The 24,101-nt window shown below is 46.9% G+C and carries 19 protein-coding genes and 1 pseudogene; 4 read left to right on the forward strand and 16 right to left on the reverse strand.

The window, feature by feature from the left end:
* Positions 1-169: 169 nt before the first annotated feature.
* The 3 genes from ACOZB4_RS03730 to ACOZB4_RS03740 all read right to left on the reverse strand — a co-directional run bounded on the left by ACOZB4_RS03730 (position 170) and on the right by ACOZB4_RS03740 (position 1,886).
* Entirely contained in the window at positions 170-274 is a 105-nt protein-coding gene (locus ACOZB4_RS03730) for a DUF6254 family protein (protein WP_015735743.1), read from the reverse strand.
* 80 nt (positions 275-354) lie between these two features.
* Positions 355-1,101 carry a type I methionyl aminopeptidase gene (gene map / locus ACOZB4_RS03735; RefSeq protein WP_379405949.1) on the reverse strand — a complete coding sequence of 249 codons (747 nt, stop codon included), beginning with the start codon at positions 1,099-1,101 and terminating at the stop codon, positions 355-357.
* A gap of 26 nt (positions 1,102-1,127) precedes the next feature.
* Positions 1,128-1,886, reverse strand: coding sequence for a TetR/AcrR family transcriptional regulator (locus ACOZB4_RS03740; RefSeq protein WP_379405947.1), 759 nt, complete (start codon positions 1,884-1,886; stop codon positions 1,128-1,130).
* Positions 1,887-2,289: 403 nt separating this feature from the next.
* Here ACOZB4_RS03740 and ACOZB4_RS03745 point away from each other — a divergent pair, with 403 nt between their 5' ends.
* Positions 2,290-3,174 carry a hypothetical protein gene (locus ACOZB4_RS03745; RefSeq protein ID WP_379405945.1) on the forward strand — a complete coding sequence of 295 codons (885 nt, stop codon included), beginning with the start codon at positions 2,290-2,292 and terminating at the stop codon, positions 3,172-3,174.
* Here ACOZB4_RS03745 and glyA read toward each other — a convergent pair.
* Positions 3,140-4,381, reverse strand: coding sequence for a serine hydroxymethyltransferase (gene glyA, locus ACOZB4_RS03750; protein ID WP_379405943.1), 1,242 nt, complete (start codon positions 4,379-4,381; stop codon positions 3,140-3,142). The genes ACOZB4_RS03745 and glyA overlap by 35 nt on opposite strands.
* Before the next feature lie 151 nt (positions 4,382-4,532).
* Between glyA and ACOZB4_RS03755 the strand changes: the two genes are divergently transcribed.
* Complete coding sequence (locus ACOZB4_RS03755) at positions 4,533-5,963, forward strand: PLP-dependent aminotransferase family protein (RefSeq protein ID WP_379405941.1); 1,431 nt, start codon at positions 4,533-4,535, stop codon at positions 5,961-5,963.
* Between the two features lie 81 nt (positions 5,964-6,044).
* Here the strand turns inward: ACOZB4_RS03755 and ACOZB4_RS03760 are convergent, their stop codons facing one another.
* From ACOZB4_RS03760 to ACOZB4_RS03780, 5 genes are all read right to left on the reverse strand, one after another.
* Positions 6,045-7,256, reverse strand: a complete 1,212-nt coding sequence (locus tag ACOZB4_RS03760) for a benzoate/H(+) symporter BenE family transporter (protein WP_379405939.1) — start codon at positions 7,254-7,256, stop codon at positions 6,045-6,047.
* 21 nt (positions 7,257-7,277) lie between these two features.
* Positions 7,278-8,021 (reverse strand): YggS family pyridoxal phosphate-dependent enzyme, encoded by a 744-nt coding sequence (locus ACOZB4_RS03765; RefSeq protein WP_379406155.1) that lies wholly within the window; start codon positions 8,019-8,021, stop codon positions 7,278-7,280.
* Positions 8,022-8,310: 289 nt separating this feature from the next.
* Positions 8,311-8,868: a hypothetical protein gene (locus ACOZB4_RS03770; RefSeq protein WP_422759470.1), complete on the reverse strand. Its 558-nt coding sequence runs from the start codon at positions 8,866-8,868 to the stop codon at positions 8,311-8,313.
* Positions 8,869-8,925: 57 nt separating this feature from the next.
* Positions 8,926-9,129 (reverse strand): hypothetical protein, encoded by a 204-nt coding sequence (locus ACOZB4_RS03775; protein ID WP_379405935.1) that lies wholly within the window; start codon positions 9,127-9,129, stop codon positions 8,926-8,928.
* Positions 9,130-9,481: 352 nt separating this feature from the next.
* Complete coding sequence (locus ACOZB4_RS03780) at positions 9,482-10,396, reverse strand: arginase family protein (protein ID WP_379405933.1); 915 nt, start codon at positions 10,394-10,396, stop codon at positions 9,482-9,484.
* 106 nt (positions 10,397-10,502) lie between these two features.
* Here ACOZB4_RS03780 and ACOZB4_RS03785 point away from each other — a divergent pair, with 106 nt between their 5' ends.
* Complete coding sequence (locus ACOZB4_RS03785) at positions 10,503-10,844, forward strand: winged helix-turn-helix transcriptional regulator (RefSeq protein ID WP_098745735.1); 342 nt, start codon at positions 10,503-10,505, stop codon at positions 10,842-10,844.
* A gap of 136 nt (positions 10,845-10,980) precedes the next feature.
* On the opposite strand, the pseudogene ACOZB4_RS03790 reads toward ACOZB4_RS03785, so the two are convergent.
* A pseudogene (locus tag ACOZB4_RS03790) lies at positions 10,981-11,240 on the reverse strand (hydroxylamine reductase); the annotation flags it as partial.
* 160 nt (positions 11,241-11,400) lie between these two features.
* Here ACOZB4_RS03790 and ACOZB4_RS03795 point away from each other — a divergent pair.
* The gene (locus ACOZB4_RS03795) at positions 11,401-13,725 is read left to right on the forward strand and encodes a helix-turn-helix domain-containing protein (protein ID WP_379405931.1); all 2,325 of its coding nucleotides are present in this window, start codon (positions 11,401-11,403) and stop codon (positions 13,723-13,725) included.
* A gap of 67 nt (positions 13,726-13,792) precedes the next feature.
* Here the strand turns inward: ACOZB4_RS03795 and ACOZB4_RS03800 are convergent, their stop codons facing one another.
* The 6 genes from ACOZB4_RS03800 to ACOZB4_RS03825 form a co-directional block, all read right to left on the reverse strand.
* Positions 13,793-14,809, reverse strand: a complete 1,017-nt coding sequence (locus ACOZB4_RS03800; protein ID WP_379405929.1) for a glycosidase — start codon at positions 14,807-14,809, stop codon at positions 13,793-13,795.
* A 76-nt stretch (positions 14,810-14,885) separates the two neighbouring features.
* The gene (locus ACOZB4_RS03805; RefSeq protein ID WP_379405927.1) at positions 14,886-16,499 is read right to left on the reverse strand and encodes an extracellular solute-binding protein; all 1,614 of its coding nucleotides are present in this window, start codon (positions 16,497-16,499) and stop codon (positions 14,886-14,888) included.
* 53 nt (positions 16,500-16,552) lie between these two features.
* On the reverse strand, positions 16,553-17,464 hold the full coding sequence (locus ACOZB4_RS03810; protein ID WP_379405925.1) for a carbohydrate ABC transporter permease: 912 nt from the start codon (positions 17,462-17,464) through the stop codon (positions 16,553-16,555).
* A gap of 16 nt (positions 17,465-17,480) precedes the next feature.
* The gene (locus ACOZB4_RS03815) at positions 17,481-18,470 is read right to left on the reverse strand and encodes an ABC transporter permease (protein ID WP_379405923.1); all 990 of its coding nucleotides are present in this window, start codon (positions 18,468-18,470) and stop codon (positions 17,481-17,483) included.
* A 996-nt stretch (positions 18,471-19,466) separates the two neighbouring features.
* Complete coding sequence (locus tag ACOZB4_RS03820; RefSeq protein ID WP_379405921.1) at positions 19,467-20,924, reverse strand: S8 family serine peptidase; 1,458 nt, start codon at positions 20,922-20,924, stop codon at positions 19,467-19,469.
* Between the two features lie 161 nt (positions 20,925-21,085).
* A complete protein-coding gene (locus ACOZB4_RS03825; protein WP_379405919.1) occupies positions 21,086-24,004 on the reverse strand; it encodes a hypothetical protein in 2,919 nt (972 codons plus the stop codon).
* Between the last annotated feature and the right edge of the window lie 97 nt (positions 24,005-24,101).

Here is a 24,101-nt window from a genome sequence, read left to right on the forward strand (position 1 = left end):
CTTCATACAAATATTATTTTTAATTCCAATATCTACTATAATTGTAATATAAATATTTTTCAAGTTTTTTCCATAGACTGCCGAGATGTCTGATGAATGAATACAAGAAAGAAGACTGCCGGTATTTTACGCCGACAGTCTTTCTCTCACATGGAGTATACTTTTCACTCTATTCGCTGGACAATTCCTTGAGCGATTTGATTTTACCATGGGGATGCTGTTCTTGCTTTCGTGACTTCCAGGCAGCTTCTTTCCTTCTCTTCTGGTGAGCCATAACAGATATCCTCCTTTGGAAAATGAAATGTATACCACTTTCTTATACTGTCATTCCCCGGCTTTGTTCATTCAAAAAATTCACTGGGCCGTTAAAATCAGCGGTCCGTCAGCCGTGATTGCAATCGTATGCTCATATTGCGCCGACAGCTTGCCGTCGGCCGTTCTCGCCGTCCACTGATCGTCGTCGATCGTGATACGGAACGTACCTTCGTTGATCATCGGTTCAATCGTAAACACCATGCCTTCCTTTAACCGAATGCCTTTGCCGGCTACGCCGATATGCTCGTAGTTCGGCTCCTCATGCAGGCTCCGCCCAATCCCGTGCGCCAGCAGATCGCGTACGACCGAGAACCCGTTTGCTTCCGCATGCTGTTGAATCGCCGACGTGATGTCGCCGAGCCGACCCCCGGGGATTGCCCGGGCGATCCCCAGATCCAAGCATTCCTTTGCCACCTTCATTATTTTTTGCGCCTCCGGCCGGATATTGCCCACCGCATAACACCAGCACGAATCGCCGAACCAACCGCCGTATTCCACAACGATGTCGAGCTTCAGCAAGTCGCCGTCCATAAGCACCCGATTCGAAGGAATGCCGTGGGCCACCACATCGTTGACCGAAGTGCAGGTTTCGGCGGGGAAACCGTTGTATCCTTTCGTAAACTGCTTGCCGCCCAGTTTGGTGATGTGTCTGGCAACAAAGTCATTGATTTCCTGGGTGGTGATCCCAGGCTCGATCAGTCTGGCCACCTCACGGTAGCAGTCCGCAACGATTTGGCTCGCCGGCTTCATCTCTTCGATTTCCCTAGGTGATTTTAAAATGATCATCTATGTTTATTCGCTCCTTATCAGCTCTATAGTTTTAAAAACCGTACGATATCCCTGGCCTCTTCGTGCAGCTTACCGCGGCGAAGTGAAAGCGAGGCACAGCCGACTAAGGCGGCCAGCAGCATTTCCGCGCGCTGCAGCCGATTTGGCGGCTCCGCCGCGTTTCCGCCAGAAGCGGCAGCTCCTTCCGCCACACGGCTGGTTTCCAGCAGCGTGGCAAACGGAGCGAGCACCTCCCGGTGAAAGGCGGCTGAGAGCGGGGCCGAACGCGCTTCAGGTAGCGAGGCAAAGCCCTCACCGGCTAGCTTATGCAGCAGGTACAGGGCGTGGTCCTCAGCCCAAAGCTCCAGCAGCCGGACGCCGGAGGCAGCGACGGGGCTAAGCTCTCCGGCATCGGCCGTTTCGCGGCTTTCGCTTCGGGAATCCGTGGCAGCGGAGTTCCCGGTATCCGCCGCCGCAGCCAAGCCGAAATGCCCGCCCGCCAGCGCCTCATCCGAAGCCGGAGCCCGCGCGACCTCCGGCGTAACCTTCAGCGGCGCCTCTGGTGGAGCCTCCAGCCATCCCCCGGCCCGCTCCAACGCGTCCCATAGCAGATCGTGGAGCAAATCGCCCTTATTGCTGTAATAATGGTATACCGTGCCATAGCCGAGCTCCGCCTGCGTGGCAACATCACGGATTTCCAGTAAAGGCCCTTTATTCAAAAACACATCGGCAGCGGCTTTACGGATTTGCGTCAGACGCCGCAGCCGGATCTCTTCGTTTTGTTCCTTCGTGCGTGGAGTCATCTCGTCCGTTCACCTCTTTTATTTTTGACCTACTCTTATGTCAATATAAAACATCAGCCAACGAATTACAAGTGATTAGCTGGGACTTTTCGGCTCAACCCTAAAAATTGGTGACTTGACCAACGGGTTAGCTTTGAGCCGGAAATCCCGTTTATCCCCAGGCTGGCTTTAAGCACGTTATTTCATGCTCTTACTACCAGTGCTCCAGTTTGACTGTTCTGCCATCAGCATAACGAGCTTTGCCTCTGCTGATTAACATCACTTCCTCTATGTCCCGCCTGGTCCTTTAAGCGCATGTCTACATTACTAGTTGCTATTATAATAGAATGAGACATCCCAAAGTTATCAGAAGAGCGAGCTTATCCCCCTCGATTGAAAGGAGTTATCTATGAATAACAAGCTGATGCGCGTTTTGAAAAAGCTGTACCACCACTCGAATAACGACTATGATCGGGAACGCGAGGTTTCCATCTATAAGACCGCTACACTTACTCCGGCCGAGCAGGAGCTGCTCCACGCCAGCGGATGGGTCCCAAATGAACTGCAATACATCCGTCATGACGAGATCATCGACAAGCTGATCAAGCTGCAGACGAACCCCTTCCTTTCCTGGAGCAGCGTAGGCAGCGCCTTTATCGCCGGGGTTGGCGGGAGCTACCCGCGAGGCATATCTTCGCTGGCCAGTTACCACTCCATGATACATGCGCGGGCGCATGCGTATGAGGAAGCCGAGCGCGTTCTTGCCTGTAGGGTGTGCGCATTCAGTCATAGCGACGAAGGCTGGGACAACTTGTCCTACATCCGTTATGCAATGCATCTGGGCAATAATTACAGCGGATCGAGCTTCGGCGCGTATGTAGACATGACCGAGTTCGTCAAACTGCTGGAGCAAGGTCCTATTCAACCAACGGAAAAAGACAAACAGGCTTTCAGCGATCTGCTGCATAGCCTGGACCGTGCGGAAGCGGGCGAAACACCGGGGAAATATGAGAAACGACTCACCGCCGAGAAAATCATCAAAGGACACGCTGGCATACGCCGCGGCATGCTCAAGGCACTCGCCATGGTCGGTGTGATCCCCAATCGCATCCTGGAGCTTGCCCCGGATCGCTGGACGAACATGGAGTCGATCATCAACGCCGAGTTCAGTCTGGACAACACCAAGGGCCGTTCCGATATGGAGATGCCTTGGGCTGGCTGGCAAGGCAGTCTGGGCGTGGATTGGAGCAAAGCTCGCGCAATTTTCGGCACTATTAAAGCCCGCCATATAAAGGAAACTGAGAGATAATCTCACGGACACTTCCCAATATCTGATCTTTAACCGTCGAACTGTTCGGATTTTTAAAGGCAAGTCCAATTAGATGGGCAACTTCTTTCATTTCCTTGGGGCCCAATCCTCTTGATGTCATAGCAGGGGTTCCGAAGCGAATGCCACTCGTTACTAACGGGCTTGCCGTATCATGAGGAATTGCGTTTTTATTAGCGGTAATCCCCACTTCATCGAGGATGGTTTCAGCTTCTTTTCCCGTAAGTCCAATCGTGCGCAAATCAACCAAAACGATATGATTATCTGTTCCTCCCGATACAACGGTTAACCCTTCATTCATTAGTGTTTCCGCTAGTACATTAGCATTTTCAAGCGTTTTTTCCATATACGTTTTAAAATCCGGTTGCAATGCCTCGCCTAGCGCAACCGCTTTGGCCACGATGACATGCATAAGCGGGCCGCCTTGTGACCCGGGAAATATCGCTTTATCAATGGCTTGCGCCCATGGCTTACGGCACATGATGACTCCGCCTCTTGGTCCTCGCAACGTCTTATGCGTTGTTGTCGTTACAAAATGCGCATGCGGTACCGGGTTGGGGTGCAAGCCCGCAGCGACAATGCCCGCAATATGTGCCATATCCACAAAGAAAAGAGCTCCGACTTCGGCAGCAATTTGGGCAAACAACTCAAATTCAATCGTTCGAGGATAAGCACTTGCGCCGGCAACGATCATGCGCGGATGATGCTTATGAGCAAGTTTTCGCACTTGATCAAAGTCAATGCGTCCGGTTTGTTCATCGACACCATAAGGGACAAAATTGTAAAGTCTACCGGAAAAGTTCACCGGACTCCCGTGCGTTAAATGTCCACCATGGGATAAATTCATGCCCAAAATGGTGTCACCAGGCTTGACTGATGCAAAATAAACTCCCATATTCGCCTGCGCACCGGAGTGAGGCTGCACATTGGCATGTTCCGCACCAAAAAGCTCTTTGACACGGGAAGTGGCAAGCTCCTCTACGATATCAACATATTCACATCCGCCATAATATCTTTTTCCCGGATACCCTTCCGCATATTTGTTGGTCAGTACCGTACCTGTGGCTTCCATGACAGCCTGGCTTACAAAATTCTCCGATGCAATCAGTTCTATTGTATCCCGCTGCCGTATAAGTTCTTGCCGAATAGCATGTGCCGCTGCTTTGTCTTGTTGTTCCAAATATTTCATGAACCCTCTTCCTCTCTGTTTGCTCGTTTGTCTACTTATATTGTGTTGTATAAGCAACGATTGTCATGATAGTATATCAATCAATGGAATGTTATTTAATATCCATAAATCAGTAAATTGAGCAATCCATAATAACATCAGAGGTGTATGTATGCTAAAAGTTAACCGAGATGATGAACGTCCCATCTGGCAGCAGCTTCTGGATCAAGCAATCCATAATATTACGACCGGAAAATGGCCGCCAGGCGAATTACTGCTCCCCTCCCGCGAACTCGCTCCATTGATTGGCGTTTCCCGTTCAACCATACAGATTGTTTACGAGGAATTATTCAGCCGCGGGTACACCGTCACCTCTCGTCGCGGCGGGACAAGAGTTAGCGAATGGTCATATGCCTCTCGTCCATCAGAGGATACGGCTACCCAAGGGCCCCTCCTCCCCGAATTGCCCTTATTAAACGCTTCAGTCGGTCATTTGCACAGTTGGTTCGGAGACAAAGAGAATCGGACTGTAGACATCGATTTCAGTCCCCATGAGCCCTATCTGGACGAACATTTTCAAAAGAATTGGAGACAATCTTTTTTACATACTTCCACAGAAACAAACTTGGACAATTGGGCTTACGGCAACGCTTATGGCTTCTTGCCGCTGCGAGAACAGATTCAACGTTATTTATCCCTTGAACGGGGCGTTCATGTGAATCTCGATCAAATCATATTAACTTCAGGCGCACAACATAGCATTGATCTAATCGCCCAAGCCCTTTTACATGAAGGAGACACGGTATCGGTTGAAGATCCCGGCTTCCCTGCTGCCTGGATGGCGCTGAAGTATCGGCGTATGCAAGTTGTATCCGTTCCGGTCGATGAGTACGGGCTGTATGTCGACCGCATTCACCCTAGGTCCAAACTTGTGTTTGTTACGCCATCCCACCAGTGTGCGGTTGGAGTTATTATGTCGGAACCTCGCAGGCAACAATTGTTACATATGGCTGCTGAACAGCGGTTTTGGATTGTTGAGGACGATTACGACAGCGAATTTCGATATCGCGGCGACCCCCTTCCAACCTTGTTCAGTCAGCGTCCTCAAAACACCTTGTACATGATGAGTTTTTCCAAAATGGTTGCTCCTGGAATTCGCATCTCGGCAATCATTGGTCCCAAAGAGGCTATTCGCCGGCTTGCCCAAGTTCAAGAACTAACCTATCGTCATCTTCCAATTATGGAGCAATTAACGCTTACTCATTTTATTAAACATGGTCATTTCATGCGCCATATGAGACGAGTTCGAAATGTATATCGGCGCAGACACGAAGCTATGACGAAAGCTATCATCGCGACGGGTCTGAATGAACACTTTACACTAAGCGGCGTAGAAACAGGGCTGCATATGCTTCTTGAGGCAGAACCATCGTTTGACGAAGAAGCCATGACGAAGTTAGCGCTCGAAAAAGGTATCCGTGTTTATCCGCTTAGCACGTATGGTTTGGAAAGCAATCGAAAAGGATGGGTACTGGGTTTTGCTAAAGTAGATGAAGCTGCCATTGAAGAAGGCATTTATCGTCTTGCGGGGTTGCTTTTATAATACCAACAACCTCGCACCCGTCTTTTGACCGCTCTATCCCTGTTTTCATGTTCACATCTTCTATTGTTTTGGTTCCGCTTGCTATACTCCGCTTGATCTATATTGCTTTTTATACAATTTCCCATGAATCAATAGATGAGCTGCCAATCCCGCAACAAGTCCCCAAAATGCACCACCGACGCCAAGTAGAGTGACATTCGCGGCTGTTGCTAAAAACGTAATCAATGCGGTCTCCCGTCCCTTGGGATCCGTTAGAGCATTGGCAAGACTACCACCAATGGTGCCAAGCAATGCCAATCCCGCTAATGTCGCGATAAAGGTAGCCGGCAGAATCAAAAACAGAGCAGCCAACGTCACGCCAAAAATGCCGACAACAATATAAAAAATGCCACATGCAATGCCTGCAATATAGCGTTTTGTGGAATCCTCATGCGCATCCTTCCCTGTGCAAATCGCTGCCGTAATGGCTGCTACATTAAAAGCATGCGAGCCAAAAGGTGCTGCAAGAAGTGAACCCAGACCCGTTACGGTCAAAATCGGATTTGCGCTCGTCTTAAACCCGTCATTCCGCAAAACGAGCATTCCGGGCATGTATTGTCCTGTCAAAGTAATAATAAACAGCGGCAATGCAACACCTAATGTAGCATGTAGTGAAAACTCCGGAACGACAAATACCGGTGATGCAATCGCCAAGTGGATCGTGCTGAAATCCGCTATTCCCATAACAATCAAATAAATCAGTCCGATGGCCAGTATGCCAACAATCGCATAGCGGGATGTAAACCGTCTTAACACGATATAAGCGGCAAACAGGACAACGACAAGCAATGGATCAACTTTCGCTCCCCCAAAAGCTGAAATGCCAAACTGCAGTAAAATGCCTGCTAGTAGTCCAGAAGCAATACCTGGAGGAATAAGCCGGACAAATCGTTCGAACATGCCCGATAATCCTAAAACAATAAATCCTACGGCAGAGATTATGTAAGCTCCAATGGCTTCCGGATAAGGGGTTACCGCTAAGGCCGAAACGAGAAAAGCCACGCCTGGTGTTGACCAAGCCGTAATAATCGGTTCCCGGTAACGATAACTTAGCCAGATCCCGGTTATGCCCACTCCAATGGAGATGGACCAAATCCAGGAAGCGGTCATTTCGGGACTTAAACCCGCGACTTTTGCTGCCTGAAACACGAGAATAAAGGTGCCCCCATAGTTGACAATGACAGATATTAAAGCGGCTATGGTTGGCGATATCAAATCGCGGCCGCGCAGCGAAGGGGATGTTGTTGTATTCATGAGTGTTCTCCTGCCTTTCTCCTAATCGTCCTGTTGCGCGTGTTCGTTCCAGTAATAGCTGTCCGGCAAGTAACGCTGGCCGAATACGCTTGTCCCTACGCGGATGATGGTAGCTCCCTCCTCGATGGCCACCTTATAATCACCGGACATGCCCATCGAGAGGATATCCATTTGCACACGAGGGAAATTGTTCTCTCTGATTTGTGTTTGAATACATTTTAGTAACCGGAAGCAATGCCGGGTCTCATCGTTGGTTGCATTCAGTTTGCCAATCGTCATTAAGCCTTTCACGTTTAACGTTTCGAACTGGGACAACTGTTCTACCAACTCCACTGCCATTTCCGGAGGAGCACCAAATTTACTTTCTTCATAGGACGTGTTGATTTGCACCAAAATATCCATGGTTTTGTTCTCTTTAACGAGCTGATGGTGAAGGGCCTGCCCCAGTTTCAAACGGTCCACAGAATGAATGAGCGTAACATATTTGACAACGTCCTTCACTTTATTCGTTTGCAAATGTCCGATAAAATGCCACTCTACCTGATTGAACTGCTGCATAAGCGGAAATTTGCCCCGTAGTTCTTGTGCTTTGTTTTCCCCGAATAGAGTCTCCCCCGCTTGTATAGCCATTTGCAATTTTTCAAGCGGTACGGTTTTGGTTGCCAACAACAATTTCACGTCCTCTATCTGGCGACCCGAGGCTTGGCATGCCAATTCCATCTGCTGCTTCACGGTTTTGAGATTCTCTTCAACGAAATGCTCCATGTCTTCTCCCCCTTTCTGCTGCACGTACAAGTCCATCATGACAACCTGCACGCAATTAGTCCTGTTGTCATCCGCTTCTTAGAGCCATTCGACTCTCCTCCTTCTCTATGTTTACGCTAGTATATCAACAGATGAATTGTGGATATATATCCAAAACTGATGTAATCGAGCAATCCATAAAAGCGGACATTCCATTCCAACATCTTAGAAAGAAAAAACGAACTCATTCTTTGAGAGGAATGGTTCGTTTGTTTCTACTGTTTTATGAATAGATAGGCTTAACAAGGGCTTATATCTGTTCTTTTTCCTTCATCCATTCTTTGTATTCTGGTAAAGTATATTCGTCAGTTTTTACGACGGTCCAATGGTTGTTCTTATGTTCTAAGAACAGCTTAATTAAATATTCCCCTCCGGACTCATCAAAATCATCTCTCAAATAAATCATACTTGCATGAATAAGAACTTCCACGTTATTATCGTTTATCGATTTCACTTTAATTCGTTCATAATCTTCAATATTATAATTGGCATCCAACAAGTTAACATTTTGATTTAAGGATTCAACCTCATATTTCTCAATATTAACACCTTGCTTGTGGTCAATATTTTCTTTTAGATCTGGGTAATGATCCCACAAAATATGAATATCCTTGTTAACCACGGCTTGTGTTCTATAATACATGTACTCTCTGACTGGCGTTATATATTTCACCCAATCCGATGGTTCTGGCTCCACAAAACCTTCTATATCTAATTCATTAGTGAGGTTTTCTGTTGAGGTCGTAATTTGCTGACACCCGATTAAAGATACGAATAGTACAATCAATATACTTCTTAAAAGAATCATCATATTCTCCCCCTTCATTATATGACGATCTTAATTTCCATAAGTTGCAACGTTAAATTACCCTTTCGCTCTCCTTTCAGAATCTTCGATATGAATATACCAGCACGTTGGCTCCTCATGGTTATTACTTTCCCTTACGATGCCATATGCCACACCTAACTTATCGATCATCTCATGAAGAATCTGATCCACTTCGCTGATCCATTGATCATTATCAATCTCATTATTTTCCAAAGCACCCTCATTGCCGTCGTCCATCATACCTTACCCTCCTCAAGTACACACGATAGATGTTTCACGAGCCTTTGTTTGTTGAACTTTTGCTTCCCGTTACTAAGACAAAAAAACTTTCGATAATTACTCCCCGAATCAAGTATCGAGCCCCTCTTCAATTGTTCTTGCCAACAATATTACCACATACTGGGGGCAGTGATCCTTGCCTGCTATGCAAACCAAACTGCATGTCAATTTATTGATTCGCTGCAGTTCCCCATAAATAAGTATGATCTGGATAGCACTTGCTACCATAAAAAAACACACCCTAAAACTAGGGTGCGGAATGTATTTTCTAAGTATATGCAGTTCGTTGTTCTATTAAAATACTTTTATAACTTTAGTTATTCAAAATGGGTATATCTCCAAGGAGTTTCTTCAAGTTAATGGAGTCCCACGGCAAATGCTCTGTTATACCTAATCCAACGACATCTGTTGCTTCAGATAATTCTTTAATCAAACTCACTAGTTGAGGCATTTGCATGGTTCCTTTAGGAGATAAATTAAAGGGTTCTTCAGGATTAGCGAATAATAAAGAACGAAATGCCTGTGGATCAAGTACGTCCAAATCAAGGTGAATAGCCAGGTGCTTAATGCCGCTTTCTTTGATCCATTCTTTTATAGATTCAGTACCGCTCGCTAACTCTTTCGTTCCGGCAGTTCGAATACCAAGCCTTTGAATCATTTCCGTGTCTGGTTCTGTAGGTGCAACACCTAGTCTTTGAAACGCTTCTGAAATCACTGCAACTTCTTCTTCTGTAGGAGTCGCTAATCCTGCAATAAAGACATTTCCGGGTTTTAGCGGGAATTTCACATGTTTTGCAAACTCCTCATCTCCCTCTCCCAAAAGATTCCCAAGAGGTAATGCGTGTCCGTTATCATACCCGACATAATTGACTAAATCCGAGTGAGCATCGATCCATATTAAACCTAATTCCCCGCCGTACCTTTCGTTTAAATAGGCAAAAGGAGCTTGTTCAACTAAGCAATCACCGCCAAACATGACGATGCGATCTGGCTTATGAGCTTCAATTAGATGATGAGCAGTCTCTAGCTGTTTAAGCAGCTGTTTTCTTCCATTCATTCCATCCTCGTTTTCTAGCGGAGTTCCATCAAAAGCTTGAACCGGTACATGGATAAGGGGCTGATCACTGTCCGGAGCTAGCCAAGCAAGCAGTTCGGCTCCAAAAGAGTAGTTCGGGTTGTTTCCCCCTTGCCATTGTGGCATTAACAGGCGTATTGTTTTTTTAGTCATTTGTTTCTCTCCTTTACATCAAAGTAAGGTTAGTATAGACTGAGCACAAATAAAAAAATAGTACGCACAATTATGATAGGTACTACCCGAAAGGACAGTGTTAAGTATGAGTATGGCGGAATTTAAAGGTAAAGTTAAAAATGTTCAAGATACACCTTTTGGATATACCATTTCAATTATTGGTGGTAAATGGAAAATGGTTATCATGTACCTTTTGGCAGAAAACCAAACCGTTCGCTTTAATGATCTAAAAAGACAAATAGGAGCAATCACTTACAAAACATTGAGCTCACAGCTCAAAGAGTTGGAAGCGGACGGTCTGGTGACACGCAAAGAGTATCCTCAAGTTCCGCCAAAAGTCGAGTACAGTCTTACAGATAAAGCGGAAACGCTATTACCCATCTTGGAACAGTTATGTGAGTGGGGAGCAAAAAACCAACACCATTAAGCCCAGCAAAAATAAAAAAATGGCGATCCCAGGGAGTTCATCCCTGTACCGCCATTTCCAAAAGAGTCAATTAAGCGGCCTTAGTCCTGAATTTCATTAGGGTAAGGCCGTTTAATTTAATTTGCCATTTGAATGATTATGACAATGCCAGCATGGCATTCATGTCTTCCTCGGCCGTTGTAATCAGCTTCAGGCCGAACATATCGACCAGGATGTCCAGGCTGAATAAGCCCAGTACAGTATAATGGCAACCGCCTTTTGCTCAAACCAGGACAGCACGATGCTGACGGGCAGCTCATTGACCGTACACCCGAATGCATCGGCCAACGCCAGTGCAATTTTGACGGTGCATTGTCCCAAATCGATATAACGAGGAATGCCTGTATCGCCAACGGTGAGGTTACGTTTAAGTAAAGAGTAATTATTATGAATTTAATTTTTAATATTTCTCTGAATTATATCATTATAATGATATAATGTTTCAAGTAACTTATCGTTTTTGATAAAATCGGATTTCCGCAGACATGAAAGAATGCAATGGAGGATTTTCACCCAAATGACCATTCACAAGCTCAGATCATTCATCGTATCCACTTTCCGGATAAACTGGAATCACTTTAAGTCGAAGCTGCTCTTAAGATACGTTCTGTCTTATATTCTGATCTTCCTGATTCCCCTGACGGGGGTAACCATTTTCGTTTTTGATAGCGCTGTCAGCGGGCTTCGTACCGAGATTGAACAATCCAACATTAATCAATTGAACCAGGTCAAAATGAACATCGACTCCCGTATCGCAGAGCTTCGGGAGCTTTCCGGTCGAATCACTTACGACAGACGCTTAACCCCTTATATGGTCCGTGATTCTTATTACAGGGTGGAAGCCATTCAAGCTTTGGCTAATTATAAGGCGAACAGCAGCATCATTGAAGACATTTTCTTATACTATCATAACGACCCGGTTATCTATTCTTACCGCGGCCTAACGAATGTTAACGTTGCGTTCGATTCCTTTTATCGTTATGAGAACTGGAATCTGGAAGATATAATCGTTGCTCTGAACGAAACGAATCAGATGTTAATACGGCCTGCCGAGAATGTTACAATCAACAGCTCTAGGCAGGAGGCGATGCTGACTATAATAGTACCTATTAGGCCCAATGCTCCCTATCCCTACGGAAGTGTCATATATATGGTGAAAGAGTCCAACCTTACCGGGGTCATGGATTCCATTCTTAGCGATTTCACCGGGAGCAGCTACATCTTCAATCAAAATGATGAAGTGCTTACAGCCAACCATCAAGGCGTATCCCTGTCTCAAGAACATCTCGGGACATTGGCTGCACTTGATGCCGGCATACACAATGTCTCCCTGAAGAATGACAAGTACTCCGTCGTATCCGTCAAATCCGGGGAGAATGGCTGGAACTACATGACCATCATGCCAAGCTACCAGTTCTTCAGCCGGGTCGCTCATGTACAGACGCTCATTCTCATGGTGTTTGGCATCGCAGTCGTAACCGGAGTGCTCGCCGCTTTTGTGCTGGCTAGACGCCAATATCACCCGATTAAGGACTTGATGGAATTCGCCAAGCTCAGAGTCAACGATACCCCAGAGCCAAGAACGCGCAATGAATGGGATTGGATTCGTCAGACCCTTCACGATTACAGTGCCCGTATCGATATGCAAGAGCCCTTCGTGCGCAACCAATGCATGCTGCTTCTACTGAAGCACGGCAAGCCGGATGATCCCGAAATCGAGCGAATGATCGCCGGAGTCGGACTGGAATCTCCCCAAGAACAAGTCATTTATTTCTGTGTGATTCTGTCCTGGGAAGAAAACGATGCGACCGAGGATGTCCAGAATGATCGTCAGCAGGTGCATGAAATTCTCAGCCATGTTGAACCATCAGGGCTTCATGCGAATATTTACGGCGTTGAATTCTCAGCCGATAATCAATTTGCGCTGATCGTATCACTTCCTGACCCTGGTCAAGATTCGCTGAAGCTCCGGATGGAGCAGATCATTCGCGCGGTCCAGGAATTGATCTCCGAGAACACGCGGCTCGATCCGAGCTTGGGCGTAGGTACGCCTTACCGGAGTTTGGGGCAGCTGAACCAATCTTTCATCGAAGCCGCAACCGCACTGGAGCACCGAATGGTTGGCAGCAGCCGCATCACCTATTTCGACCAGTTGGCAGAACAGAGTTTTCCTGTCGCCAAAGGCATGTGGCTTCCAAGAAAATCGCTGCTCAAGCTGGAGCAAAGCCTGAAGCAAGGCAACGAGTCGGTGGCTGTGCAGATGATCGCCGAGATGATGGAGACCATCCGGAGCGAACCGCTGCAGATTCATCTGCTGCGCTGCATTTGCTTCGATCTGCTGAACGCACTGCTTCGTTCCGCCTCCGAGGTTGGAATGAACGAAGTGTTCAGCAATATCTCGGACTATACGTCGTTTGAGACGCTTGAGGAATTCGAGGACAAGCTGTTGTCGCTGACGACGGAGGTTTGCGAGAAGGTTGAGCGCAACCATGAGCAAGCAGCGCCTAAACTGATCGATGATATCGTACATTATGTGAATCAGCAGTTTGCCGACTATACGCTCAGCCTGGAGCATGTTGCCCTTAAATTTTCCGTCTCTACCTCTTATTTAAGCCGCAGCTTCAAAGAGAAGACCGGGATCAGTTTCTCGCAGTATATCTGGAAGAGGCGCACGGAAGAAGTCATTCGGCTGCTTGTGACAACAAGCGCTCCCCTGAAGGAAATCATCGAACAGGTGGGCTACCTGGATGCACCCAATTTCATCCGCAAATTCAAGAAAGAAACCGGGCTTACGCCCGGTCAGTACCGCAAACAACATCGCTCGAACAGGCTGAATATATAACAGAAGGGCCCTTTAGGAGATCTTGTCTCGAAAGGGCCCTGATGCTTCTACTTCACTCACACTTCACTCACTGCGGTTCGTTCAAGATATGCTCTACCAGCTCATCGACCGGCACGGTAGCCAGTGCAATTGCAGTATCGGTCACACCATAATAGATATAGAGCAGGCCGTCTTTGACCACGTTCCCTGTCGGGAACACCACATTCGGAATTTGATAACCGAATTTCTCATAATATGTTTCCGGTTCCATAATGAAAGTCTTTGTTCTTGCTATGACCTTCTCAGGGTTGTTCAGGTCAAGAAGCATCGCCCCAACACGGTAAACGACCTGATCATCAACGCCGTGGTAAAGGACCAGCCAGCCTTTATCGGTTCGCACAGGTGGCGTTGCTCCGCCAATTTTCCTGGATTCCCACGCCGGATTCTCGGCCTTGGCCAGAAGCTTCGGCTCTTCCCAATGAACCAGATCCTCTGAGTATGTAATCCACATCGCCGCGCTGTCCGTTCCGTAAGCCGCACCCACGTATTCCTCCGGACGGCGCAGCAATACATATTTTCCGTTAATCTTCTCAGGGAACAAAATGTTGTCACGGTCGTTTATGTCGAGTGGTGTCGTATCTGCAACGAATTCCCAGTCGATCAGATTGTCCGACTTCACAATCGAAGAGCGAGTGAGCCAGTGGCCTTCCTCCTCTCCCCACCCGTCCGGATATTTCGGAATCGAACGCTCCGGTATGCCCGCTCCTGTCGGATAGTAACTCATGGCGCACGGTCTAAGGGCATAGTTTAGATAGTACGTGCCGTCAATTTTGACAATCCGCGGGTCCTGGACGCTTCCATATGGAAAGCCCAGCATGTCAGGAGTCACGATCGGCTCGTCTTTTACGTGCGTAAAATTCACTCCGTCTTCACTCTCCAACAGTCCCAAAACATTCTTGCAAGGCGTTAGCGAGCCTGCGGTACGCTCGATCATGTAAAACTTGCCGTTGTCGATAATAACCGCAGGATTGAATACGGTGACTTTACGCCATTCGTACTTCCCCGGAACGACGATCGGATTGTTCGGATGTCTCGTAATTTTCATAGACTATGCCTCCACATTTGTATGATATTCAGGATTTAATCAGGCCCACTTGAATTCTACTAGGCACAATTTATGTTTAGTTTGACTTCCAGCGGTCATATGCACCTTGGTAGATTTCAACGACCCGGTCGGCACCCATTTTCTTCATCGTGTTCAGGTAGTTATCCCAATTTGACAATGGTTCTGCTCCGGTAACGAATTTCGCCTCCATCTGTTGTACATACGTGCTCAGATCAGAGTTCAGACTGTTAATCTCGGTTTGCTCTTCAACGGTAAGAAACAAAGCAGGGAACGGAGGTCTGGCTCCGCGATCAAGCAGCTTTTCCTTCGTTTCCTTCTCAACCCACAGATCAAAGTCGGTCTTCAATCCTTTATTAATATCGTCCGTGTTGATGGTAGGAGCCGGAATGCCGTAATTTGGCGTCAAAGTCGCACGGTAATCCTCCATTTCCTTGCCGTCTGGAACAGGCAGATAGCGCTTCACACGATTGGCTTCATCCGTGTACTCCCACAGCTTGCCTTCAGGTCCTTTGTTGAAAAAGAGCGATCCTTCATAAGAGTAAAGGTAGTCCACCCAACGCATCGATGCTTCAGGGGCAGGATTGGTAACCGTGATGGCAAAAGCTCCCGTAGTAATCCCTCTGTTCTTGGCGATGGCCGGCTTGTCTACCAAATCGCTCTTCACCGGAGCGAACATCGGATCTTTGGTGGACGGTTCTCCCCCTTTGGTCATGTAGGCATGCCAGTCGGAGAACAGGGCCACCTGATTGTTCTGTGCCTTGGCCTTTTTCTGTTCTGCGGTTTGTGAATAGCTTTCGTGGTCAAGCAGATCCTCTTTCCATAGACGGTTCATATAGACCAGATACTCTCTGAAGCCCTCTTCTATCGGGGTATAATGAACAACATCCTCATCATCAACATAAATTTCGTCTTCATAAACGCCGAAAGCGCCAAGAAGCCAAGTACGAATATCCCGAGCATTGGTCGTTGCTGTCGATACGGAAGAGATCGGGATTTCATCGGCGACACCATTGCCGTTCGGATCTTCTTCTTTTACCCGCTTCAGGAAGGTATAGAGCTCCTCGGTCGTCTCCGGAAGCTTGTCGATATTCAGGGCCTCCATGAAATCTCCGTTATACCACATCGGGTTGCGATACCAGTGCTGGCTTAAATCGATCGCAGGCAAGGAGTAGATATGCCCATCAGGAGCGGTAATGGATTTACGGATCTCGGGAATCTCGTCCATCAGCGCCTTGAAGTTCGGAGCATATTCGTCGATAAGCTCCTCAAGCGGAATCAGAATTCCCTGCTCGCCATAGTTCATCTGTTCAGCCGCCGTCAAGCCTGCAGCATAGAAGACATCCGGGTAATCGCCGCTGGCAAATACGAGGTTCTTCTTCGTATCAAAGCTATCCTTCGGAGCGTTTAAGTATCGGAAGGAAATGCCCGTCATTTCCTTCATCTGCTGCAGAACGATCATATCCTGCCAGTTCTGAACACCGACATCAGGTGCCATCATCGTCAGTGTTAGTGGTTCATTAACAATCGGGAAGCCTTCCTTATTCACTGCGGCTGCTTCTTTTGACTTCGTTCCAGTAGTCGTATCGCTGGCCGAACTGCATCCGGCGAGCAGAGACAGGACCGTCATGCCCGTCAACACCAGCTTCCAAGGTTTGCTTGTCATCTTCATCCATGTTTCCTCCCTTTCAATACTCAAGTTCATATTTTTATAAAACGCTTTCATCATCCTTTTACAGAGCCAATCATGACCCCTTGGACAAAGTATCGCTGTAAAAAAGGATAGAGAGACACAATCGGCAGTGTCGATACGACGATAACCCCGTATTTGATCAGTGATGCGGTTTCGGCTTTGGAATTCATTGCCCTGGCGGCATCCCCGCTGATTCCCGCGCCGGTCGTCTCCGCCGTCATTTCCTGAAGAACCAGAATCTGCCGTAATACCATCTGCAGAGGGTACTTGCTCTCATCGTTGAGATAGATCAGAGCCGGAAAATAGCTGTTCCAGTGACTAACCCCGTAAAACAAAGCCATGACTGCGATAATCGGTGCGGACAGCGGCAGAATAATGCGGACGAACAGCTTCAGGTTGGTACAGCCGTCCATGTATGCCGCTTCCTGCAGTTCCTTCGGGATCGTCGTCTGAAAGAACGTCCGGGCAACGATGATATTCCATACCGATGCTGCTACAGGAAGAATGAGCGCCCCCATCGTGTTGATCAGCCCCAAATTCCGGACTACGAGATACGTTGGCACAAGCCCTCCGGTAAAGAACATCGTGAACAGAATAAATCCCAAGAACAGTTGACGACCGACTAAATCAGACCTGCTGAGCGCATAGGCTGCAGGCAGAGTTACGGCCAGGTTCAACAGCGTTCCTATCCCAGTATAGACTATCGTGTTCAGATATCCGTTCCAAATCTTCGGGTTTTCGAAGACCAGCTGGTATCCGGCCAAGGTAATCTCCTTGGGAAACAGCCACATCGCACCCGAATTCACCTGCTGCGGGCTGCTGATCGATGCGCTGAGAATATAAATAAGCGGATAAAGAACAACAATCAGAGCGATGGATAAATAGATATAAACGCTGCCAAGAAAAATCTTGTCCCACTTCGATTCCTTCATAGCGGTAACCAATGTACTTTCCCCCTTTCTACCATAGGCTGTTCTCGCTGGTGCGTCTGGCAATCCGGTTAACCGTTACCAGTAAAATGACGTTGATAACGGAGTTGAACAGGCCAACGGCTGTCGAGAAGCTGTACTGCGCGTCTACCAGACCGGTCCGGTAGACATAAGTTGAAATGACATCAGAAGACTCCATATTCAGTGAGTTCTGCAGAAGCAGTATTTTTTCGAAGCCTATCGTAAGAATGTTGCCCATGTTCAAAATTAACAAAATGGTGATGGTTGGGAGTATGGCCGGCAGGTTGATGTGCAACAATCGTTTGAAACGACTGGCTCCATCCACGATCGCAGCTTCATGCTGCTGGGGATCGACACCGGACAGCGCAGCCAGATATATAATGGTCCCCCATCCAGTGCTTTGCCAGACCCCGGACAGAACGTATACGGTCTTGAACCAGGCAGGATCCGACAGAAAATTCGGCGCGTCGATGCCCATCCATTTGATAAATTGGATCAGTATGCCTGTGGACGGCGATAAGAACGTAATAATCATACCCGCCATGACAACAACGGATATAAAATGAGGCGCATACGTAACGGTCTGGACTATTTTCTTGAAGGGACCCGTCCGGATTTCGTTGAAAGCAAGCGCCAGGATGATCGGCAGCGGAAACCCGATTAACAGCTCGTAGAAGCTGAGGCTGAACGTATTCCACAGCAAATCCCAGAAATAGTAGGAATGGAAGAAACGCTCAAAATGATCGAAACCCACCCATGGGCTGTCCATGATTCCTTTGCTAGGGATAAAGTTCTTAAAGGCAATCTGGATACCATACATGGGCGCATAGTGAAATACAAGGAAATACAGCATGACCGGCGCCAAGAACAGATAGAGCTGCCAGTTCACCCTGATTCTTTTACCAAGAGACGTTTGGTTTACACCCTTATTAGGCGGCTTCGTTTCGCGATGGATTGAACGTCTTTCGGATATCACAGCAAGTAGTCTTTTCCCCTTCATGCTTCCCCTCCTTTCTCAAATATCGATTCATGTCAGGTTATCTGGTTCACTTACGTACATCACGTTTCAGTGATTAACAGGTAACGCTTACATTCCAAAGTGTAGAGAAGACAGCATGACATCGTAAATGTGTAAGATGTGCATTGTCATCCGTCTGTCCGGCGTAATCCCGCTGCTATCATCTTTTTTCTCATTCGAATCTCCGCGATCATTGCTCATATATGATGTTGAGAATGTGTGAATTATGAACCTATATCAAGTTTCATAAGTTACATATTGTGCTCCATCAAGCATTGTACGAACACCGCCTTCGAACACCGAACAACTCGCAGGAGAACAAGGAAAGACAAAATAAGATACAATCTAGGAGGAGAATCCGAATGAACCTGCCAGCCTCTATTATTGAGCATTTGAATGAAGCAGAAAAGCGGCTTAGCCATCATCCCAAACTGCAAAGATGGTACGGTTAGGGGGTTATGAGGAAGAAGCTGATTGAACAACTCCGAGCGGACCGTGATTCCGCTATTTGTGAACAAAGGTGCTAAGCATAAGGTTAAGCGGACACAGGTTCCGCTATTACCGATATATCACCGCAAAATCAGGGAAAAACCGAGAATAACGGATCCTGTGTCCGCGAATCCTTGAATTTGGTACAGTTGTTGGGAAATAGCGGACCTCCTGTCCGCATACATCAGATGCACTCTGCATTTATTAGAGCCATACCGCAAACATCAGTGCAGACTGCATACATCAGATGCCCACCGCATACTCGTCAGTACACACCGCATACATCAGATGCACTCTGCATTTATTAGAGCCATACCGCAAACATCAGTGCAGACTGCATACATCAGATGCCCACCGCATACTCATCAGTACACACCGCATACATCAGATGCACACCGACACATCATCCACACTGCCCATCAATCGTCCGACGTTTACATTATTGAATCGGTATTGTCATTTCCAGCTCTTTTATGGAGTTTTTCCCGCTTATCCATTTCTATCATTAAGCCATTGTATTAGCGGAGAGGCTTTTGAGAGAATAGAATCTGGATCATGCGTTGTTTCAAGTTGCGGAAAGAAGTCAGGAAACATGGCAAGATATTCGCTTACACACCATCGAACTGTCCAATTGATATCCGTTGATAATGGAATCCATTGGGAACCTTCATTTTTCCTTGCGTCTTGTAATAATGCATAGGCGTACCAACCACGGACGCCGCCTTCCGATTCCTGAGCTAATCGATCCCAGAAATCCTGTCGCTCCTCTTCGTTTATGGGCTTTTCCAAAGCCGAAACAGCGATTTTTTTTACGATGGGTGAATGATCGTATGTATATTGCCATAAAAGATCCCGTGAGCAAAGATGCTTTTCCACGAGTGTAGATAGAGCAACCGCCCTTTTCGTATCATCTTGTGAATGTAGTTCTTTAAGGGTGTGCCTGATCTGCAGGGATGGTAAAGTTTCTAGAGGTTGATTCGTTATCAAACCCAATTCAATCGCTGTTTTTGCTTTGGTGACGTTAATCCTAGGAGCTAGATTATCATAGTCATCTATACGATCGCCGTATGCAGTCAACGCAGAGCGTAGAGTTGTTGCATCTAAACCTTGGAAAACAGACATTAGGTATGCTGCGACTCCGGTTACGAGTGTTGCTGCACCTGATGTTCCCCAATAATAGGAAACGATATCTGCTTTTTTATTGAATTCACAAAAAGGAACGGTTAAGTATACTCTTGGTGCTAGAACGTCGGGTCTGAAGTGCCCCTCGGCATTTCGTCCATACGGTTCATCGGGAAATGGTAAATGGTTATGGTGCTCAGCGAGGCCACGGTCATTGTATCCCCCTACTGCTAGATAATCGCGAGGTGGCAACAAATTCACTGTTCTCGTATTCCCATTTGAACATACCACGAGAACCCCGCTTCTAACTGCTGAAGCTAGTGCCTGAACCGTGCTGTTTTTGCTTGTGCTTTTCAGATATACCTGATGATCTAGCGCATGCCATCCTGTACTTAATATGATTCGTATATTCCATTCTTTCTGTTTATTCATAATCCACTCGATGCCCGCTTTTAATCGTTCTCCTTCCCCGGTCCTGAACGCCCCGTGATTAAGTACGATATAATGAGCCGCCGGTGCAATGCCTATATGCGTTTTTCCTTGTAAAACAAAAGATTTATGGGATAGTGCCAGTAGTGTCATTAATCCATGCTCACCATTAGCGTCATCATGGTCTCCGGGCTTTTCTAAAGCTATATTTTGGCATGTAATGGAGAAGTCGTCATGAACGGTGACGTATTTTAATCGATCGCCTAAATGCTGAATTGCAGGATGAGGGGTAATTTTATCAATAATGACAATACCGATGTTTTTCCCGGATTCCGTAAAATCTGGAGCTTCTGGAAAGCCTAGGCGTGCCCATGTAGGATCGGGTAATTTACTCATGTATTTGTGCTCCTTATAAAATAGTATACGTATCTCTAACATAATGCTTGTTCAATCTGTTGGTTCACTTAAAGGAATTAATAAAAAACAACCCCGAACATCATATATCTTCAGGGTTGTTGTCTTTTAATAGCATGTTTGCATGTCACTCGCTGATACGACTAATCGCTATCTGTTTTTTTAGCCTGATCCTCTTCATAAGTATATGGATAGCTTTGACTTCCTAGCATTATTCTCCGCCCTTGGAACTCATCATACAAATTGATTCGAACCGCCCCTCCACTTACGATTTTGCTGAAGTTGCTATTCAAGTTAATAGAGTATGATTTGTTGTTGCCGATGGTCAGATCGGTACCGAGTGTTAATATCTTCTCTGTCGACTGTCCGGTTGGGTCAATCAGCTCCATGATGAGTTTATGGTCATAAGAACCGGTCTCGTAATCCCCGTTCCTGGAGAGATTATAATGAATAACGGTGTTGAGCATATCTTTCCCTGCGCTAAGCGTACCTTCTCCTCTCGTAATGGTGAGATGGTACGGAAACAATTCTACATTTTGCAGATTCGTTGCTGGTTGTGTAACTCTAGGGCTAAGCGCTAAACCCACCGTATTGATAGATCCCGTTGATTCTTCCCCTAATTCTGTCATCTTTCCGTTTGCTACACCTTCCCCGACATACAATACAAGCTCCGAAGTAACTACATTCTGCGGAAGCTTGCTCCAAACGGTCACCAGATTCTTCCCATTCGGACTTGTCTTATCGGATGATTGACTGATTTTCGCCTCAAAAAACTCGTTTTCCGGTGTTTTATAATAGGCAACAAGCTGTGCCTGTTTGGATTGACGTGTTTCCTGACTCGCCATCTCCAATTCCGTATAAATTAAATTGGAACTGCTGTCTTGGTAAACGGTCGTCAATCGTTCACGGACTTCCGCTTTCTTGCCTGGCGTATGGATAAAATAAGATTCGCCGGCAGCGACCTGTTTCATAACATTGTTGAGCGAATTGGTATTCAGCGACAGAAATTTGTGAACGTCCTCTCCTGAAGTTTCCTGCAGATCGACTCTGAATTGATTGAATTGATAGGAATACGGTACATTGGCAAGTACATACAACTCCATGGTTTCATCCGGGGCCAGAGTTGTTTGATCGTTCGGCACTACCATTTGGGCCGTACTGCTTAGATCGCGCATTCCTGCCTTAACTGCAGCTTTGAACTCGGGCAGCGATACGGTCGACGATTTGGTATTACGAATACTGATTTGGGCTACAATTTGATCCACATCTCCCTGTGGCACCCGCTGATATGAGCTCAGCTTGACGCCGAATGTTCCATGAGCATTCTCGATGATATTTTCTACACCCAGATGACTTTTACCTTCCTGAGCATAAGGGATTTTATAGTGGGCTGCCGGGAAGCTGATCCTCCCCTCCACAGCAGGCTCTGTCAATTGCAGCTGCAGTTTATTCTGTTTCATATGCAATGGCACATCTGCACTGAGATCGATGAGCTTCTCCTCCAGCGGCTTCAGAGCAATCTTGTCAAACGCGTTCGCATTCACGGGGATGCTGTAACCTTCATCCGTGAGGATGGACAGCTCATAAGCTGGCAGCTTCAATGATTTTTCACTGAGATTTTTCACGCGGAATTGAAGGTTCCATTTGCCGGTATCGTTCTCTGCAAATACCGAAGCATGTTTCAGCTGCGTCTCCATCGTTTGATGGTTTATCGATATGTTTCGGATGGCATAGTCCGCCGCAGGCACATCAGCGGTAATGGTCGGAAGTTTAAAGGTTTTTACCGGAAGCGTCATTTTCAAAGCTTCGTCTTCCTGTGTGAATTGCATCGTCATATGGTCTGTTTTCAGTTGGGACGGAACCTCTGCCAGATAATAAATCGTGCGTTTTTGTCCTGGCTGGATCCTGAAGCTGCCCCCGGTGTCATCCTCAGGCGAAAGATCGAATACCGAGCCGCCGGCCGACTTCAGTTGTACTTTATATCCGGGATCGCTCAGCACCTTCTTGCCTCCGTTTGCAAAATGAATCCCCACTCTCATATACACTTTTCCATTATGCTTCATTCGCTTCACACTTTCCGCCTTGACCGTAACAGGCTGTTGTTTCATAATCAGCTTTGCGCTTTTGCCCTTGGCCACGGCGATATCCGTCGCTGCCGCCGGAAGCTTGAACGTTTGCACAGGAAGATTGATTTTCAATGCTTCGTCTTCATACGCCAGCTGCAGTGTCATGCCGTTCGTCTTTATCGTGGAAGGGATCTCCGCCCAATAGAAGATGATGCTGCTCTCCTGAGGCTGCAGCTTGTATCCGGTGCTGGCTGAATCGGAAATGAGCTCAAATACCGAGCCCCCGGCCGACTTCAAATATGCCTTATACCCGGGGTCGCTTAATGCCTTTGTCCCTCCATTCGTGAGCCTGAGTCCTAATTTTATATATACTTTTCCATTGATGGTATACCTCTGCAAGGTATCCGCCTTCGCCGTAACCGGAAGATGGTTCATCGTGATCTTCTTGCTCTTGCCTACCGGAACTACCGAAGAGTAATCGGCCGGAACTGTGATTTGCCCCAGTTTTTTCTGATAATTCGCGCTGTCAAAATCCCAGCCAAACATTGAAACCTTGATCCCGTTTACCTTAGTCGATTTTCCAACGTTGACATAGTACGTCACGGATAGGCTGCTGTTTACTGGCACCGTTCGTTTAACAGCATCACTAGTAACTTCCTTACCTTTTCCAGTCGTCCCACTTGGCGTAGAAACTTGAGAAAAATAATCAATAAGATCTACTCTACTACTACTGCTGTTACTATAACGTAGCGTATAGACGAGAATATTCCCGTCTGGCTGAGTGAAAATTTCCATTCCCGTAAGCCTCACACTGACGTTCTGCTTCAATATAACCGAGCCCAGTTTATCTAGTGCCAGGCTGGACGCGACTGCAGCTGCTGATTTAGAAACAGAGTAGCCTGTTGCGGATGCCCCATACGCATCAAGGACAAACCCATGACTTAACATCGCTGCACTAAGCATGATGACCGCGCATGTCTTTTTTGGTCCGTGCATAATGTACCTCCTGTATAAAAAGAAAATCAAAAAGCCTATTCTCCGTTGTCCCTCTTCTGTACAATAGGAAGCAGCGCACAAATGTGGGCTGCTTCCT

It is taken from the genome of Paenibacillus sp. NPDC058898, from assembly GCF_049316025.1.
Lineage (GTDB): Bacteria > Bacillota > Bacilli > Paenibacillales > Paenibacillaceae > Paenibacillus_AQ.

Bases quoted from the DNA above. Each gene is read 5' to 3' on its own strand.
- ACOZB4_RS03820 (WP_379405921.1), bottom strand. From the start codon at position 20,924: ATGAGTAAATTACCCGATCCTACATGGGCACGCCTAGGCTTTCCAGAA.
- ACOZB4_RS03780 (WP_379405933.1), bottom strand. From the start codon at position 10,396: ATGACTAAAAAAACAATACGCCTGTTAATGCCACAATGGCAAGGGGGA.
- ACOZB4_RS03825 (WP_379405919.1), bottom strand. From the start codon at position 24,004: ATGCACGGACCAAAAAAGACATGCGCGGTCATCATGCTTAGTGCAGCG.
- ACOZB4_RS03775 (WP_379405935.1), bottom strand. From the start codon at position 9,129: ATGATGGACGACGGCAATGAGGGTGCTTTGGAAAATAATGAGATTGAT.
- ACOZB4_RS03785 (WP_098745735.1), top strand. From the start codon at position 10,503: ATGAGTATGGCGGAATTTAAAGGTAAAGTTAAAAATGTTCAAGATACA.
- ACOZB4_RS03795 (WP_379405931.1), top strand. From the start codon at position 11,401: ATGACCATTCACAAGCTCAGATCATTCATCGTATCCACTTTCCGGATA.
- ACOZB4_RS03760 (WP_379405939.1), bottom strand. From the start codon at position 7,256: ATGAATACAACAACATCCCCTTCGCTGCGCGGCCGCGATTTGATATCG.
- ACOZB4_RS03755 (WP_379405941.1), top strand. From the start codon at position 4,533: ATGCTAAAAGTTAACCGAGATGATGAACGTCCCATCTGGCAGCAGCTT.
- map (WP_379405949.1), bottom strand. From the start codon at position 1,101: ATGATCATTTTAAAATCACCTAGGGAAATCGAAGAGATGAAGCCGGCG.
- ACOZB4_RS03770 (WP_422759470.1), bottom strand. From the start codon at position 8,868: ATGATTCTTTTAAGAAGTATATTGATTGTACTATTCGTATCTTTAATC.
- ACOZB4_RS03805 (WP_379405927.1), bottom strand. From the start codon at position 16,499: ATGAAGATGACAAGCAAACCTTGGAAGCTGGTGTTGACGGGCATGACG.
- glyA (WP_379405943.1), bottom strand. From the start codon at position 4,381: ATGAAATATTTGGAACAACAAGACAAAGCAGCGGCACATGCTATTCGG.
- ACOZB4_RS03800 (WP_379405929.1), bottom strand. From the start codon at position 14,809: ATGAAAATTACGAGACATCCGAACAATCCGATCGTCGTTCCGGGGAAG.
- ACOZB4_RS03740 (WP_379405947.1), bottom strand. From the start codon at position 1,886: ATGACTCCACGCACGAAGGAACAAAACGAAGAGATCCGGCTGCGGCGT.
- ACOZB4_RS03730 (WP_015735743.1), bottom strand. From the start codon at position 274: ATGGCTCACCAGAAGAGAAGGAAAGAAGCTGCCTGGAAGTCACGAAAG.
- ACOZB4_RS03765 (WP_379406155.1), bottom strand. From the start codon at position 8,021: ATGGAGCATTTCGTTGAAGAGAATCTCAAAACCGTGAAGCAGCAGATG.
- ACOZB4_RS03745 (WP_379405945.1), top strand. From the start codon at position 2,290: ATGCGCGTTTTGAAAAAGCTGTACCACCACTCGAATAACGACTATGAT.
- ACOZB4_RS03815 (WP_379405923.1), bottom strand. From the start codon at position 18,470: ATGAAGGGGAAAAGACTACTTGCTGTGATATCCGAAAGACGTTCAATC.